Raw genomic sequence first — 15,667 nt, 5'->3', positions numbered from 1 at the left:
CGTCTTCCATAAGCCCAGGAGAGGGACGTCCGGGACATGCCCCCGCAACGGGATCCCCTAACGGGACAGATCAGCGGCCTGTACGAGGGGATGCCCGGGTCGGCGCTGGTCACGTGTCGCCGAGACAGCCGCCAGGCGCCGTGACATGCAGGTAGTTGAGCCTGCCTGCCAATCTGGCGTTCGAGCTGGCCAGCGGGTGTGCGGCGTGGCGCGACCTCGAATGGGTGAGCTGCTGGTAGACGGGCGATTGCTGAGATCAACTCGCCTGACCAGGAGCTTGGAGGTGCTGTACTACCAGTCTGGGATGACCGTGTCCAATCGCGCGCTCGCGCTGCTCGCTGCGATGGCACCCACGCTCGCCCAAGCGATGGAAGTCGCCCGAGCCAAGGCGCTCGTGATCCTCGACGGCACCCTGCTGCGCATCGACCGGGTCGGCATGGTCTCGGGCCGCGACCGCGCGTTCTATAGCGGCAAGCACAAGGCCCACGGCCTGAACGTGCAGGTCATCGCCGACCCCATCGGCAGGCTGGTGTGGATCTCCCCCGCCGCTGCCCGGGGCGCGCCACGACATGGGTGCCGCCCGAGCCGGGCGGCCGAGCTCATCGCCGCAGTTCAGACTCTCATGATCGCCAACGCTTGATCAGGTTGGCAAAGGCTCAGTCCCCGCCCACTCGGCAGCGACGGACTCGTCCAGAACAGGCGTGTCCCCGCGCCGGGGACGGCCGCCAAAGCAACCACAATATTCGGTAGTTATGCCAAACCGACCACCACGCCACGCAAGAGAGCCGACGCAAGCCCGGAGTATCACGCGAAGCCAGGAGCTGGGCCCGACTCCTTCCGACCCGAGCCGGGAACGGCGCGCCAACCGCAAGCGTTCCGCGGAACGCGCCGCGGATCAGCGCGCCGAGGCAACCGCCCCCGGGAGCACCCGCGCCGCCTCCGCCAGACTCGGCCCGTACCAGGTCAGAAGCCGCCCGCTGACCAGCGCCGCCGGCACGCCGGGAAACGCGTCCGGCCCGTCGTCGGCGGTGAAGAGGTACGGCTCGTCGGGCAGCACCACGAGGTCGTGGGGTGGCAGGTGGGCCGGGTCGATCCGGGGGTAGCGCTCGTCGGCGTCGGCGAGCACGTTGTCGACGCCGAGGCGGTGGAGCACCGCGCCGGTGAAGGTGTCGCGGCCGACGGCCATCCACGGCTTGCGCCAGATCGGGACGACGGCGCGGCGCCGCACGGGCGGCTCCGGCAGGGTTGCCCAGGTGGCCTCCGCCTCGTCGAGCCACGCCGGGCGGTCGAGGCCGCAGGCGTTCAGCATCCGGGTGAGGGAGGCGAACGCACCGTCCAGGGTGCGGATGTCGGTGACCCAGACGGCGAGGCCGGCTGCGCGCAGCGCGTCGAGGTCGCTCGGGCGGTTCTCCTCCTGGTTGGCGACGACGAGGTCGGGTGCGAGCGCGACGATCTTCTCGACATCGGGGTTCTTGGTGCCGCGCACGCGCTGGACGTCCAGGTCGGGCGGGTGGGTGCACCAGTCGGTGGCGCCCACGAGCAGATCCGGCGCGGTGACGGCCACCGCCTCGGTGAGCGACGGCACGATCGACACGACCCGGGTCACGCGCTCGGGTACGGCGACGGTCAGGCCGAGGTCGTCGATCATCGGGGGTCGCCTGCCAGCACGGACATGACCAGCTCGTCGTGCCACTGCCCGTCCCAGTGCAGGGTGTCGCGCAGACGGCCCTCCAGCACGAAGCCGCACTTCTCGTAGACCCGCCGGGCACGCGGGTTGAAGTCGTAGACGCCGAGGCTCAGCCGGTGCAGGCCCACCCCCAGCGCGTAGTCGACGACGAGCCGGGTGATCTCGGTGCCGTAGCCGCGGTCGGTGTAGGGGCTGCCGAGCAGGATGCGGTAGTTGGCGGAGGCGTTGTCGACGTCGAGCATGTTGATCACGGCTTCGCCGAGGAACGCGCCGTCGGCGATGCGGACGGCGGCCCAGTCGGCCCGGTCGTGGTGGTCCTGCCGGGTGGCGAGCCACCACTTCACCTCGTCGGGGTCGACGGCCTCGTGGCTGCCGGTGAGCCGCCGCACCTCCGGGTCCCGCAGGGTCGTGAGGTAGTCCTCCTGGACGGCCGGGGTCAGAGGCTCGAGCCGGACGCGCTCGCCGGTGAGCGTCGGTTGGTCACGGAACACCTCGGCGCCGATCACGGCGCCCAGCATGCACCAGGCGTTCAGGGACGGCGGAGCGCCCTCACCGCCAGCAGGAGCACCAGCACGGCAGCCGCCACCAGGAGTGCGATCAGCCCGAGGTCGGGGCCGTGGGAGTGGCTCTCGTGGGCGAGGAGGTAGACGGTCACAGCAGGCCTCCGATCGAGATGGTGATCCCGGCCGCCAGCAATGCGCTGCCCACCGGGGCGACGAGCCGGGCGCCCCACCGCGTGGTCTTCTCGGCGACCATCACGGCGGTGAGCGCGAGCATCCAGGCGAGGCTGCCCACGCCGGTGCCGAACATGACGAGCATCAGCGCCCAGCAGCAGCCGAGGCAGGACAGCCCGTGGCGCAGCCCCATCCGCCACGCCGCGCCTGCCCCGCGCCGGTAGTGCTGCCACACGACGCCCACCGGGTTGCGGCACGCGGTGAGGCAGGCGTTCTTCAGCGGGCTGAACTGGAACAGCCCGGCCAGCGTGAGGGTGGCGCCCAGTACCAGCTCCGGCCGGGCGGCGAGCCACGCCCAGCGGTCCACGAGCGCGTGCACCCCGGTGTCGCCGAGCAGGGCGATCGGGGCGAACGCCGCCCACACCGCGACGTACCCCGCGCCGAGCGCGGCCAGCGCGCGGCCGGGGCGCGGTGCCCGAGCGGCCACGACGGTGAACAGTCGCACCAGCGGCACGACGGTCGGCAGCATCATCGCGCCGATCATCACCAGCCACACCGCGAGGAACCCCGCGATGCGCACCGGCCACGGCCACGGCGAGCCGTCGAGCACGACGTCGTGGTGGCCCAGCTCGTGGCCACCGCTGACCACGAGCCAGCCGGTGAGCAGCCAGCAGGCGCCCGCCACGACCCAGACGGCGATGGCGGGGTCGCGGCGGGCGCCCGTGAGCGTGGTCATCAGGCCGAGAACCGGAACGAGGCCTGCATCGAGTTCTTGCCCGACAGCTCGACGTCCGGCCTGCCGAGCAGCCGGCCCGCCTGCCGGAAGAGCGTCGCGGTGCCGGGGAACGCAGGCGATCCGGGGACGGTGGAGAACACCGTGTCCTGCAGGGTGGTCTGCCCGGTGGCGCCCTGGAACGGCGTCAGCTCCGCCTCGACGACGTCGCCGATCCGCAGCGTGCCCGCGCCCCCGTCGACGGTGAACGTGACGTGCGCGCGCTCCACGGCCACGACCTCGCCGATGAGCCCCGCGAGGTCGGCGACCGCGCCCCCGAGCTGCCCGGTGAACACGTCGAGGATCGCCTGCCGCTGCTCCTCGCTGCACCGGTCGTCGACGTAGATGGCGGCCTTCCAGTTGCCGGCGAGGGGGTTGCCGGGCAGGTGCGCGACGACCGCGATCGCGCGGTCGGATACGTCGAGGCCGCGCACGGTTCCGCTGTCGATGTACCAGGCGATGGTGCCGTCGCAGGTGCCGCCGTCGGGGTCGAGCCCGACCCAGCAGGGGCAGATCGCGTCACAGGTGCAGACCTCGAGCATGCGGCCCTCGAGGGTGTAGGTCGTCGTTCCCACTGTGGACGTCATGGCTCCTCCTCATGGACGAGGCACGACGGTTCCAGCAGGGCGTTCCCGGATCGTTCCTCTAGAGGAGCGCGGCGCAGCGGGCGGCGTCGAGCGGCTGACCGACCTGCCGGAAGCCTTCGGCGGCCGCCCGGAACTGGGCGGTGGCGCCGCGGTCTCCCGTGGCGCGCAGGCGGTGGCCCCTGACCTCGGCGAGCGCCGCGTGCCACGCGGGCAGGCGCATCACGACGGTCGCGAGCATCTCGGCGGCCTGCTCGTACTGCACCGTTCGGTCCAGGTCGCCGCCGCGGGCGGCCGCGATCGCCGCGGGGACGGCGAAGGTGATCCGGCAACCGGGGCAGGTCTCGAGCGGGCCGCGCACGGCCGCCTCGGCCTCCTCCAGCGCGGCGAGGCCCGCGTCGGGGTCGGCGGCTGCGGTGATCCGGGTCCCGTAGATGCGGTCCAGCAGGTGGAAGCCGACGTCGGAGTCGCGGGCAACGGCGAGCGCATCGTCGAGGAGCGTGCTCGCCTCGGTGCGGCACCCGCGGTGCAGCGCGACCTCGGCCCGCCGCTGCAGCGCGAGCGCCTCCCCGGTGGCGGCCCCGATGCCCCGGCTGATCCGGACGGCCTCGGTGAGGTCCGCGGCGGCCCGGTCGAGTTGGCCGGACAGGAGGTTGGCCTCGCCGCGCAGGGTCACGGCGAAGGCGTGCCCGCGGGCGGCGCCGAGCCGCTGCGCCTCCGCGGCGAACGAGTCGGCGAACGCGATCACGTCGGGGTCGGGCCGGTTCCCGTAGAGGAGCCGTTGGCTGATGCACAGGTGCCCGTCGAACACGCTGATCGCGAGTGCGCGGATGGCGTGCGTGTCGTGCAGGTCGGCCCACACGCTGCCGCGCAGGTCCCCGCGGGCGTGCGCGGCGGCCGCCTGTGCCCACGACGCGATCACGAGGCTGGTGGCGTCTCCTGACTCCAACGCCAGTCGGCGGCACTCCGCGGCCTTCGCCGTGCCGAGCGCCGGGTCGGCGAACCCGAGGACCGCCGCTCCGCAGAGCGCCAGCGCGTGGGCCAGCCTGCCCTCGACCGTCCCGGGTTCGATTCCCTCGAGGGTGCGCAGCGCTCCCGGGGGGTCGCCCTGCTTGACCTGCGCGAGCGCCTGCTTCGCCCGGATTTCGTCGACGTCCGGGCCGCCGACGGCCGCGGCCGCCGCGTACGCGCGCGGCGCCCGCACGTCGCCGAGCGCGTCGAGCGCCTCCGCCCGCAGGCGCAGCGCCTCGCCGTGCCCGGGGGAGTGCTCCAGCAGCGGCTCCAGGTGGCCGAGCGCGTCGGCGAAGGCGCCGAGGCCGGCAGCTCGGCGGGCCGCGGCCAGCAGCGGCCCGACGGCTTCGTCCGGACGGCCTCCGGCCAGCCAGTGCCGGGCGACCAGCGCGGGGGCGGCGCCGGCCCGGGCGAGCCGGCCCGCCGTCTCCCGGTGGATCGCGATCCGCCGGTGCGGCGGTACCTGCCCGATGAGGGCCTGGCGCACCAGTTCGTGCCGGAACCGGTAGCGCCCGTCGGTGACGGTCAGGGCCCCGTTCTCGAGTGCCGTGTCGAGCAGCTCGAACGCGTCCGCCTCGGAGAGCCCGGTCAGCGCCGGGACGTCGACGGGGTCGAGGTCGTCGCCCGCGACGGCGAGCCGGCGCAGCATCGCGGCTGAGGTGTCGTCGAGGTCGAGGAACCGCGCGGTGACGGCGTCCCACACGGAGCGGCCGACGGCGAGGGTCCCGGCGGGACCGACGGTGCCGGCCAGCTCCAGCACGAGGAACGGGTTGCCGTGGGCAGTGCGGACGATGTGGGTGAGCGCCTGGTCGGCGGGCGCGGCCGGGGCGCCGGCGCGCGCCAGCTCGACGACGTCCTCCCGGTCGAGCGGACCGAGGTCGATCTCGGTGGAGCGCCCGGCCCGGTCCAGCGCCGCGACCGCCCGGGTGAGCGCCTGCCGGGCGGACTCGGGCCGGAAGGCGAGCAGCACCAGCACCGGGACCCGCCCGCCGGCGTGCGCCAGGTGCAGGCAGGCGTCGACGGTGGCGTCGTCGGCGAGGTGCGCGTCGTCCAGCACCAGCAGGACCCCGGTGGCATCGCGCGCGGTCAGCAGGCGGTGGACGGCGCCGATCACCAGGTGCCGGGTGAGCGCGCCCTTCCGCGGCGGGGCGGGAGCGGCGAGCGGCGTCAGGTGGGCCAGGGTCGATCGCGCCGGGGCGCCGAGGGCGTCGAGCAGGCTCCGATCCCGGCCGATGAGCTGCTCGGCAGCGCCCACCAGCGGCCCGTACGGCTCGCCGCCGAGGCGCGCGGCGACCGACACCGCGGTCCACCCGAGCTCGCGCGCCGCTGCGGCGACCCGCCGGCAGAGGGCCGACTTGCCCATCCCCGCGTGCCCCCTGACGACCAGGGCGTCCACCTCGCGCCGCTCGGCGGCATGCAGTGCCGCCGTCGCGGACGCCAGCTCCAGCTGCCGCCCGACGTACGCCGTGGCGGTGCGGGCCATGCCGGCGACGCACTCGTCGTAGAGCGCCTGGGTCTCGGGCCCCGGCCGGATGCCCAGCTCGCGTTCCAGGTGGGTGCGCAGCTTGCCATACCAGCGGATCGCCGAGTGCCGGTTGCCGTTCGCGAGCGCCTCCCGCATCAGCTCGCGGTGCGCCTGCTCGTCGGACGGCTCGACCTCGGCGATCCGGCCCCATCGCCCGCCGGCCCGCAGCAGGTCGAGGTGCAGCGCCGCGAGGTGGTCGCGGCGCGCCTGCGTCCACTCCTCGTAGAGCGATCCCGGCAGGAGGCAGCCGGGATGGGCGGCGGTGGCGTCCGCGCACGCCGCGGCGTCCCCGGAACGCAGCGCCGCTGCGGCCGCGCGTTCGAACTCCTCGACGTCGGTCTCGACCCGGCACGACGGGAACAGGTACACGCCCCCGCCGCTCAGCACGACGGCGTCGTCGCGGCCGATCGCCTGGCGCGCGTGGTGCGCGGCCTTGCGCAGGTTGGCCGCGCCTTGCGGGGGGCTCAGGTGCGGCCAGAGGGCGTCGAGCACCTGGTCGCGCAGGAGGCGGTGGTGGTCGGCGAGCGCGAGGAGCTGCACCAGCTCCGCGGACCGGCGACCGGGCCACTCGGTGACCGGCTCCCCGCCGACGAGGACGCGGAACGTCCCCAGCAGCTGGATGCGGACCTGATCGGCCATGACCACTCCACCGGTGCCAGAGGGCCGCTCAGCATAGCGCCGAAACCGCTGTTCAGCGCCCTTCCGGCGGCGCGAGCAGGGCCGGGCCGAACCGGCGGAGGAAGTCCCGGAACACGCGCACGGCCGGGCCGGCCGGGCGGTCGGCCACCCAGACCAGCCCGACGGTGCGGGTCGTCCGCGGCTCGGTGACGGCCAGCTCGACAACGCCGGGCGTGACGTGGGTCGAGGGGGCGAGCAGCGCCACCCCGAGGCCCGCGCCGACGAGCCCGCGCAGCGTCTCCCCGTCCTCCCCCTCGAACGCCATCCGCGGCACGAAGCCGGCCTCGCGGCACCAGGCCTCGGTGAGGCTGCGCAGCCCGAACCCGGGCCGGTAGCCCACGAACTGGGCACCGGCTGCGGCGGACAGCGGCAGGCCGTCGCGGTGGGCGGCGAGCGGGTGGTCGGCCGGCACGACGAGCCTCAGCTCCTGCTCGTACATCGGGGCGGTGACGAGGGCGGGGTCGGCGGGCAGCGGGGAGGTGAGGCACGCGTCCACCTCGCCTGCCCACAGCCGCTGGATGATCGCGTCGTTGCCGCCCTGCGCGAGGTCGAACCGCACGTCGGGGTGCGTCCGGCGGAACTCGCGCAGCAGCCTCGGCACCGCCTCGGCGCCGAACGTGTGGAGGAAGCCCAGCGCCACGCGGCCGCGCACCGCGTCGGCGTCCGTGCCGATCTCGCGGGCCGCCGCGTCCAGCTCGGCGAGCGCGCGCTCGGCGTGCCGCAGCAGCGTGCGGCCCGCGCGGGTGAGCCGGACCGCGCGCCCGGCCCGGACGAACAGTGCCACGCCGAGGTCGCGTTCGAGGCGGGCGACGCCCCGGCTCAGCGTGGACTGCGGCACGCCGATCGCGTCGGCGGCCTGCGTCATGTGTTCGCTGCGCGCGACGGCGGTGAACTGCCGCAACCGGGGAGCGAGCGCGGCCAGCAGCTCGGACTCATCCATTTCTTCATCGTATGGCGAGCAAAGATGCATTGGACGCATCGAAAGGCCGCTCCTACGGTGGTGAGCGATGACAACGATTGCCCTGCCGCGCACCGGCCACGAACGCGGGACGCCTGCCTACCGGCGCCTCGGCGCCGCGATGTGGTGCGCGGGCCTGGCGACGTTCGTGCTGGTCTACTGCGTGCAGGCGCTCCTGCCGACCCTCGCGGCCGAGTTCGACGTCTCGTCGTCGGTGGCGAGCCTCGCGCTCTCGGCGACCACGGGAACGCTCGCGCTCGCGATCGTCCCGCTCTCCGCCGTGGCCGAGTCGTGGGGCCGCGCGCGGGTGATGACGGTGGCCCTCGCGGCGTCCGCCGTGCTGGGCGTGCTCGCCCCGCTCGCGCCCACGTTCGGCGCGCTCGTCGCGGTCCGGGCGCTGCAGGGCGTCGCGCTTGCCGCCCTGCCCGCGCTGGCGATGGCGCACGTGACGCGCGAGGTAGCCCCGCGCTGGCTCGGCGGCGCCGTCGGGCTGCTGATCGCGGGCAACACGATCGGCGGCCTGTCCGGACGCCTCGTCGCCGGCGCGGTCGCGGACCTGGCCGGCTGGCGCGTTGCGCTGGCCGTCATCGGCGGGCTGTCGCTGCTCTGCACGCTCGCGTTCCGGCTGCTGCTGCCGCCCGCACTCGCCCCGGCCCCGCCGCGCGTGCGCCTGCGGGAGCTGGACGGCCCGCTGCGCGCGCAGCTGGCCGACCCCGGCCTGCGGTGCCTGTTCGGGATCGCGTTCCTGCTCATGGGCGCGTTCGTCACCGTCTACAACTACCTGGGCTTCCGGCTGCTCGCGCCGCCGTTCGAGCTGCCGGCCGCGCTCGTGGGGCTGGTCTTCCTCGGCTACCTCGCCGGCACGTGGGCCTCGACCGGCGCGGGCCGCCTCGGTGACCGGTGGGGCAGGCGCCGCGTGCTCTGGGCGGCGGTGCTCGTGGCCGTCGCCGGGGCCTGGGCGACGCTGCCCGACTCGCTGCCCGCCGTCCTGGCCGGGCTGCTGGTCGTGACGGTCGGGTTCTTCGCCGCCCACTCGGTGGCCAGCAGCTGGGTGGGCAGGCGCGCGTCGATGCTGGCTGCGGGCTCCCCGGCCGTCGCGTCCTCGCTCTACCTGTTCGCCTACTACCTGGGCAGCAGCGTCGGCGGCGCGGCGGGCGGTGTCGCCTACGACCTCGGCGGCTGGCCCGCCGTCGTGGCCTACGTGACCGCGCTGTTCGCGGGCGGGCTCGGGCTGGCGCTCACGCTGCGCCGCATCGGCGCCCTAGCGTGACACCACCTCGTCGTGCCCGAGCGCGATGCGCGGGGCGAGGGCGCCGGAGCCTGCCGTGATCAGCGCGATGACCACCAGCAGGAGCGCAGCCGACCACGACTGCCCGTCGCTGACCGTCAGCAGCGCGGTGGCCAGCAGCGGGACGAACCCGCTCACGATGCCCGCGACGTTGGCCGAGAGCGCCACCCCGCTGTAGCGCAGCCGGGCGGGGAAGAGGTCCGTGAGCAGCGCCCCGGACACCGCGTACGGGATCGAGAGGCACGCGACGGCCAGCGTCACCCCGATGATCACGAGCGCGGGGTTCGTGGTGTCGATCATCCAGAACGTGGGGAACGCGACCAGCGCCGAGACGATCCCGCCGATCAGCGTGATCCGGCCAGGCCCGTACCGCTCCGCCATCCGCCCGCCGACGATGAGCACGGCGATCTCGACGGCGGCCGCGACGAGCGTGGCCGTGAGGAGCAGCGAGCGCGGCATGCCGAGGTTGGCGGTGCCGTAGCTGATCACGAACGTGGTGATGAGGTAGAAGCCGCCGATGCCGAGGAACGCCGTCCCGGCACCCACCAGCAGCTGGGGGAACGCCCGGCGGAACACCTCGGGGACGGGGGAGCTGGCGAGCTCGTCCTCCTTCAGCAGCTGCTCGAAGAGCGGGGACTCCTCGACCCGGCGCCGGATCCACAGCGCGATGTACAGGAGTGGGAACGCGGCGAGGAACGGCAGCCGCCAGCCCCATGCGTCGAAGCTCTCCGGCGGCAGCAGCGAGACGAGCAAGAACGCGCCGGACGACAGCAGCGTGCCGATCGGGGAGCCGATCTGCGGCATCGCGGCGTAGCGGCCGCGGTGCTCCTTCGGTGCGTGTTCGACGGCGAGCGTGACCGCGCCGCCCCACTCGCCGCCGACCGCGACCCCCTGCAGCAGCCGCAGCAGGGTGAGCAGCACCGGTGCGGCGACGCCGATGGAGAAGTAGGTGGGCAGGAGCCCGATCGCTCCGGTGACGAACCCGATCAGGGCGACCGTGATGATCAGGCACTTGCGGCGGCCGATGCGGTCGCCGAGGTGGCCGAACAGCACGGCGCCGAGCGGGCGCGCGAGGAAGCCGACCGCGAACGACGCGAACGCGCCCGCGGTGGCCACGACCACGTCGTCGCTCGCGAAGTAGAGCCGGTTGAACACCAGCGACGCGGCGGTGCCGAAGAGGAAGAAGTCGTACCACTCCAGCGCCGTGCCCACGAACGCGCCGAACGCGACCTTGCGCGCCTCGGCCTCTGTGACGGTGACCGCCATGTCATCCCTCCTGGTCCAGGCCGAGCTTCTCGGCGCCGTGGGTGCACTGCCCCCCGACGAACGTCGCGATGACACCGACGTCGCCGATCCGGTCCGGTTCGACGACCGTGACGTCGTCGGTGAGCAGCACGAAGTCGGCGAGCTTGCCGGGCGTGAGGCTGCCGCGCTCGTGCTCCTCGCCCGCGATCCAGGCGGCGTCGAGCGTGTAGGCGCGCAGGGCGGTCGCGGCGTCGACGCGCTCGTCCGGGCCGATCACGGCCCCGGTCGACGAGCGGCGCTGCACCATCGACTGCATGCCGAGCAGTGGCGCACCGGCCGCGACCGGCCGGTCGGAGCTGCCCGGCACCCGCAGCCCGGCGCGCAGGAAGCTCGCGTGCCGGTACAGCCCCGCTGCCCGGTCCGGCCCGACGGCGGCGGCCATGGTGTCGCCGATCTCGTACAGGAACCTGGCCTGCGGCACCGGCGTGACGCCCAGCTCGGCCATGCGCGCGATCTGCTCGGGCGTGGTGACGGCCGCGTGCTCGATGCGCGGGCGGGCGTCCGGGCGCGGGCGGGTGCGCTGCATCTCGGCGAACGCGTCGAGGGCGAGGTCGATCGCGCGGTCGCCGATCGCGTGCGCGGCGATCCGCCACCCGGTGGCGTGGGCACGCAGGATCAGGGAGCGCAGCAGGTCCGGGTCGTCCTGGAAGTAGCCGTGCGAGTGGCGGTCGCAGAAGACCTCGTGCATGGCGGCGGTGCGGGCGACCAGCGAGCCGTCGGTGAAGATCTTCATCGGCCCGATGCGCAACCGGTCGTCACCGAAGCCGGTGCGGATGCCCAGGTCGAGGCCGATGCCGTCCGGATCGTTCGCGTGACCCGTGACCGGGTGGAGTGCGTCGGCCACCGGCATGAGCTGCACCCGCACGGTCAGCGCGCCGGCGTCGCGGGCCTGCTGGTAGGCGGCGAGCTCGCGTGGTGAGCGCCCGACCCAGCCGCCGCCGATGCCGCACTCGGTGACGTGGGTGAGCCCCTCGGTGGCGTAGACGGCCGACGCGTTCCCGATCGCGCGGGCCAGATCGCCGGTGGCGTACGGGACGAGCAGCGCGCTCGCCAGGTTCTGTGCCTGCTCCTCGAGCGTGCCGGTGGGGTCGTCGGAGTCGTCGCGCACCACGACGCCGCCCTCGGGCACCACCGCGGTGCCGTCGAGCACGCCGATCCGGTCGAGCACCGGGCTGTTCACGGTGGTCACGTGCCCGGACCGGTGCTTGAGCACCACCGGGCGGCCGCCCGCGGCCCGGTCCAGCTCACGGCGGTGCGGGTGCCCGCCGATGGCGGTGTCGTCGTAGCCGGCGCCGACCACGAACGCGTCCGGCGCGAGGGTCGCCGCGCGCTCGGCGACCCGGTCGTAGAGCGTGGCGAGGTCGGTCAGGCCGGAGAGGTCGACCTCTTCGAGCGACGAGCCGAACCACGCCATGTGGTTGTGCGCGTCGCCGAACCCGGGGACGAGCGCGGCGCCCTGACCGTCGATCTCGGTGCGTCCGCGCAGCCCCTCGGCATCCAGCGCCAGCACGCGGCCGTTGTGCACGGCAAGCGTGTGCGCGCGGGGACGTGCGTCGTCCATCGTGACGACGGCGGCGTTGCGTACGACCAGGTCGATCTCCATCGTCACCCCAGGTGGTGCAGCCGCGTGAGCGGCAGCGTCGCGGACCGGTGCAGCGGGATCTCCCGGCCGTCGACGCGCACCGGGATGGGCTCGGGCGCGACCTCGACGGTCGGGGTGGCCGTGTTGTGGAGCATGTCGGCGCAGGTCAGCCCGCGGCTGTCGGCGATGGGGGAGTAGGTGCGCCCGGGCGGCAGCGCGGCCCGGTCGGCCTGCTGCGACACGAACACGTGCGCCAGCCGCGCGGGTGCGGCGCCCCGCCCGCCGTAGAAGGCGCGCATGCGCCGCGGCTGGGTGAGCCGGGTGGACCCGGAGCCCGAGCCGGCCGCGCCCCATGCCACGAACCCGGACTTGATCACCAGCTCGGGCTGGGCGCCGAACCAGGCCGGGTTCCAGAGCGCGATGTCGGCCAGCCTTCCCGGCTGCAGCGACCCGACGTGCGCCGCGATCCCGTGGGCGACGGCCGCGTTGTGGGTGAGCTTGGCCAGGTAGCGCAGCACGCGGGCGTTGTTGGGGACGTCCGGGCCGGTCTCGCCGGCCAGCGTCGCCTGCACCGATGCGAGCTGCCACGTGCGGCGCGCCGACTCGGCGATGCGGCCCATGCCGAGCGCGTCGGAGTTGACGATGCTGATCGCGCCCTGGTCGTGCAGCCAGTTCTCGGCGGAGATCGCGTGCTCGCGGATCCGGCTGGCGGCGATCGCGGCGTCGCTCGGGACGTGGGCGTGGCCGCGGTGCACGGTGAGCGTCATCGGGCCCAGCTCGGCAACCGTTGACGGGGTGAGCGGCAGGGTCGGGGTCGTCGAGCTGGTGAGCACGTTGGGCCGCGAGACGATCGACAGCAGGTCGGGGTGCCCGCCGCCGCCCTCCACGTGGTAGGCGTGCACGGTGCGGCCGCCGACCGCGTCGAGGGTGTCGGCGAGGTAGCCGGACTCGTTGAGCGTGTCGGTGTGCAGGGCCACCGGCAGGTCTGCGCCCTCGGCGACGGACAGGCAGGTGTCGATGACGTCCGGGGTGGCGCCCCAGTCCTCGTGCACCTTGAACCCGGCGCAGCCGGAGAGGACCGCCTCTTCGAGGAGCCCGGCCGACGTGGACGACCCGCGGGCCAGGAACGCGGCGTTGATCGGGACGTCCGCCCACCCGGCGATGAGGGAGTGCAGGTTGTAGCGGGGGTTGGCGCCCACGTCCCACGCACCGCCGATGCCCATCCCGACGATCGTCGTGACGCCCGCCGACAGCGCCGCCGCGGCGAGGTCGGCGTTGGACAGGTGGACGTGCGAGTCGACGATGCCGGGCGTCGCGAGCAGGCCCTCGCCGGTGATCATCGCGGTGTGCGCGTCGACCTCGAGGGCCACGCCGTCCAGTACGTCCGGGTTGCCGGCGCGGCCGACGCCGACGACGCGGCCGTCCTTGATGCCGATGTTGGTCTTGCGGATCCCGAGCACCGGGTCGAGCAGGACCACGCCGAGCACGATCATGTCCAGCGCGGACGAGCGGTCGGCCGAGCTGGAGACGAGCGCGCCGTGGCGGGCGGTCTTGCCGCAGCCCCCGAGCAGCTCCTCGCCGGGCTCGGTGTCGTCGGCCTCGACCTCGACCCACAGCTCGGTGTCGGCGAGCCGGATGCGGTCACCGGTGGTGGGGCCGTAGCGGCGGGCGTAGTCGGCCCGGTCCAGCGTGGTCACGCCGTACCCCCGATCCGGACGACGGCCACCTCGCGTTCGGCCCCGGCGTCCAGCCGCAGCGCCGTGCCTGCCGGGACGTCGAGCCGGTAGCGGCCTTTCGGCGCCTGCACGTCGAGTGCCGGGTTCAGCTGGTCTAGCGGGACGTGCGACGAGACCCAGATCGGCAGGTGGCCGGTGTTGCGCAGCACGGCGGTGCCCCGCTCGCGGCCCGGCGCCAGCTCGACGTCCCCGGCGGCGACGCGCACCGCACCGGGACCGTCGGTGGGCGGCGGCCCGAATGGCGCGTCGACGTGCACCAGCACCGAGCCGTGCGGGAACAGTGCCTCCACCTGCAGGGCGGGCACCGCGGCCGGCACGCCGTCGACGAGCTGCTCGGGCTTCACCACCTCGCGCGCCCGTGCGACGACCTCCTCGTAGGGCAGGCCGTCCCAGGCGAGCTCGCAGATCTCGTCGCACACCAGCGCAACGGCCTCGGGCGCTCCGAGGACGGCGCCGCGCGCGAGGCGGCGGCGGGCCAGGTCGGCGCCCGCGGCGAGGAGCAGCCGCTCGTGTTCGCGAGGGGTCAGGTGCATCGGCCCTCCGGGATCGGCATCCGGCACAGCATGGAGGCCGGACGGTCGGTGGGATAGCCGGATGCCCCACGAGATCGGGCTCTCAAACTGTGCAGATGCACAATCCGAGTAAACGAGTGACTCAATCAAACAGTTGAATGATAATCTGCTCGCATGACTCGGATCCTCATCAGCGGGGGCGGCATCGGCGGCCTGGCGCTCGCGCAGGCGCTGCGCCGCGCCGGCCTGGACGTCGCGGTGTACGAGCGGGACCCGTCGCCGCAGCTGCGCAACCAGGGCTATCGCATCCACATCGACCGCGACGGCAACGCCGCCCTGGCCGCATGCCTCCCGCCGGACGTCCTCGACCTGGTGCAGCGCACCAGCGGGGTCAACGGCGACCTCGTCGCCGGCTACACCGACCAGCTGGAGCAGGTGATGGCCCAGACCTTCCCGCCGATCGGCGACGAGATCACCTGCGTCGACCGCTTCACGTTCCGGCAGGGGCTGCTCTCCGGGCTCGCGGACGCCGTCCACTTCGGGCGGACGGTTGCGGGTTTCGAGGTGTTGCCGTCCGGCCGCGTGCGCGTGGACCTCGCCGGGGGTGGCAGCGACGAGGGCGACCTGCTGGTCGGCGCCGACGGCGTCGGGTCGGCCGTGCGCCGGCAACTGCTCCCGCACGCAGCCGTGCGCGACCTCGGGGTCCGGTGCCTGTACGGCCGGATGCCGCTCACCCCGGCCACCGACCCGCTGGTGCCCGCCGACTTCGACCGCGGCTTCTCCTGGGTGGCCGACGACGCCGGGTACGGCGCGGGCTTCGCCCCGGTCCGGTTCCGCACGCCGCCGGGCAACGGCGCGTCCGACTACCTCATGACCGTCCTCACCGCCAGGCCCGAGCGCCTCGGCGTGCCCGACGAGGCGCTGTTCCGGATGGCGCCGGAGGAGATCTGGGCGTTGACCGTCGACGCCACGGCCGGCTGGCACGCACGGGTCCGCGATCTGTTCGGGCACGCGGACCGGGGCACGTTCTTCCCGATCACGATCCGGGCGGGCGAGCGCGTCGAGGCGTGGGAGCCCGGCCCGGTCACACTGCTCGGCGACGCGATCCACACCATGCCGCCAACCGGCGGGGTGGGCGCGAACACCGCGCTGCGGGACGCGCAGACGCTCGCGGCGGAGCTGACCGGCGGGTCGTCGCTCGTCGACGGGGTCGCGGCGTACGAGCGGGTCATGCTTCCCCGCGGGTTCGAGGTCGTCGAGGGGTCGCTGCGGATGGCCGCCCAGATGTTCGGCACGCCGGTGTGACCGGCACCGGACTCGCCGAGTGGTCGGCGGCGCCCGGGTGAATCATGCGG

13 protein-coding genes and 1 pseudogene are annotated in these 15,667 nt (G+C 74.3%); 3 read left to right on the top strand and 11 right to left on the bottom strand.

Annotated features, from left to right (window positions below):
- Positions 1-322: 322 nt before the first annotated feature.
- Positions 323-584 (top strand): annotated as a pseudogene (locus tag FB388_RS23625) (transposase family protein); the annotation flags it as partial.
- A gap of 311 nt (positions 585-895) precedes the next feature.
- On the opposite strand, the gene FB388_RS23620 reads toward FB388_RS23625, so the two are convergent.
- Genes FB388_RS23620 through FB388_RS23595 form a run of 7 tightly spaced genes read right to left on the bottom strand, consistent with a single transcriptional unit; the run spans position 896 to position 7,871 of the window.
- Complete coding sequence (locus tag FB388_RS23620; protein WP_142104379.1) at positions 896-1,648, bottom strand: helical backbone metal receptor; 753 nt, start codon at positions 1,646-1,648, stop codon at positions 896-898.
- Positions 1,645-2,193 carry a GNAT family N-acetyltransferase gene (locus FB388_RS23615; protein WP_142104378.1) on the bottom strand — a complete coding sequence of 183 codons (549 nt, stop codon included), beginning with the start codon at positions 2,191-2,193 and terminating at the stop codon, positions 1,645-1,647. Before FB388_RS23615 ends, FB388_RS23620 begins: the two co-directional genes overlap by 4 nt.
- A 23-nt stretch (positions 2,194-2,216) precedes the next feature.
- Entirely contained in the window at positions 2,217-2,342 is a 126-nt protein-coding gene (locus FB388_RS40935; protein WP_281290459.1) for a hypothetical protein, read from the bottom strand.
- A complete protein-coding gene (locus FB388_RS23610; protein WP_142104377.1) occupies positions 2,339-3,097 on the bottom strand; it encodes a DUF2182 domain-containing protein in 759 nt (252 codons plus the stop codon). The genes FB388_RS40935 and FB388_RS23610 overlap by 4 nt, the downstream gene beginning before the upstream one ends.
- Positions 3,097-3,720, bottom strand: coding sequence for a DUF1326 domain-containing protein (locus FB388_RS23605; RefSeq protein WP_142104376.1), 624 nt, complete (start codon positions 3,718-3,720; stop codon positions 3,097-3,099). Before FB388_RS23605 ends, FB388_RS23610 begins: the two co-directional genes overlap by 1 nt.
- Before the next feature lie 58 nt (positions 3,721-3,778).
- Positions 3,779-6,892 carry an ATP-binding protein gene (locus tag FB388_RS23600; protein ID WP_142104375.1) on the bottom strand — a complete coding sequence of 1,038 codons (3,114 nt, stop codon included), beginning with the start codon at positions 6,890-6,892 and terminating at the stop codon, positions 3,779-3,781.
- A gap of 52 nt (positions 6,893-6,944) precedes the next feature.
- Complete coding sequence (locus FB388_RS23595; RefSeq protein ID WP_211362185.1) at positions 6,945-7,871, bottom strand: LysR substrate-binding domain-containing protein; 927 nt, start codon at positions 7,869-7,871, stop codon at positions 6,945-6,947.
- A gap of 67 nt (positions 7,872-7,938) precedes the next feature.
- Here FB388_RS23595 and FB388_RS23590 point away from each other — a divergent pair, with 67 nt between their 5' ends.
- The gene (locus tag FB388_RS23590; protein ID WP_246122328.1) at positions 7,939-9,159 is read left to right on the top strand and encodes an MFS transporter; all 1,221 of its coding nucleotides are present in this window, start codon (positions 7,939-7,941) and stop codon (positions 9,157-9,159) included.
- Here FB388_RS23590 and FB388_RS23585 read toward each other — a convergent pair.
- The 4 genes from FB388_RS23585 to FB388_RS23570 are packed head-to-tail and all read right to left on the bottom strand — an operon-like array spanning position 9,151 to position 14,333.
- Entirely contained in the window at positions 9,151-10,443 is a 1,293-nt protein-coding gene (locus FB388_RS23585; protein ID WP_142104374.1) for an MFS transporter, read from the bottom strand. The two genes, FB388_RS23590 and FB388_RS23585, sit on opposite strands and share 9 nt — an antisense overlap.
- A gap of 1 nt (position 10,444) precedes the next feature.
- Positions 10,445-12,085, bottom strand: a complete 1,641-nt coding sequence (locus FB388_RS23580) for an amidohydrolase (RefSeq protein ID WP_142104373.1) — start codon at positions 12,083-12,085, stop codon at positions 10,445-10,447.
- Between the two features lie 2 nt (positions 12,086-12,087).
- Complete coding sequence (locus FB388_RS23575; RefSeq protein WP_142104372.1) at positions 12,088-13,761, bottom strand: urease subunit alpha; 1,674 nt, start codon at positions 13,759-13,761, stop codon at positions 12,088-12,090.
- The gene (locus tag FB388_RS23570; protein ID WP_142104371.1) at positions 13,758-14,333 is read right to left on the bottom strand and encodes an urease subunit gamma; all 576 of its coding nucleotides are present in this window, start codon (positions 14,331-14,333) and stop codon (positions 13,758-13,760) included. Before FB388_RS23570 ends, FB388_RS23575 begins: the two co-directional genes overlap by 4 nt.
- Positions 14,334-14,486: 153 nt before the next feature.
- Here FB388_RS23570 and FB388_RS23565 point away from each other — a divergent pair, with 153 nt between their 5' ends.
- Positions 14,487-15,617, top strand: coding sequence for an FAD-dependent oxidoreductase (locus FB388_RS23565; RefSeq protein ID WP_142104370.1), 1,131 nt, complete (start codon positions 14,487-14,489; stop codon positions 15,615-15,617).
- Positions 15,618-15,667 lie beyond the last annotated feature (50 nt).

The organism is Pseudonocardia cypriaca (genome assembly GCF_006717045.1).
Lineage (GTDB): Bacteria > Actinomycetota > Actinomycetes > Mycobacteriales > Pseudonocardiaceae > Pseudonocardia > Pseudonocardia cypriaca.
Note: the sequence above shows the minus strand (reverse complement) of the source record. Positions and strands in the feature narration are given on the sequence as shown.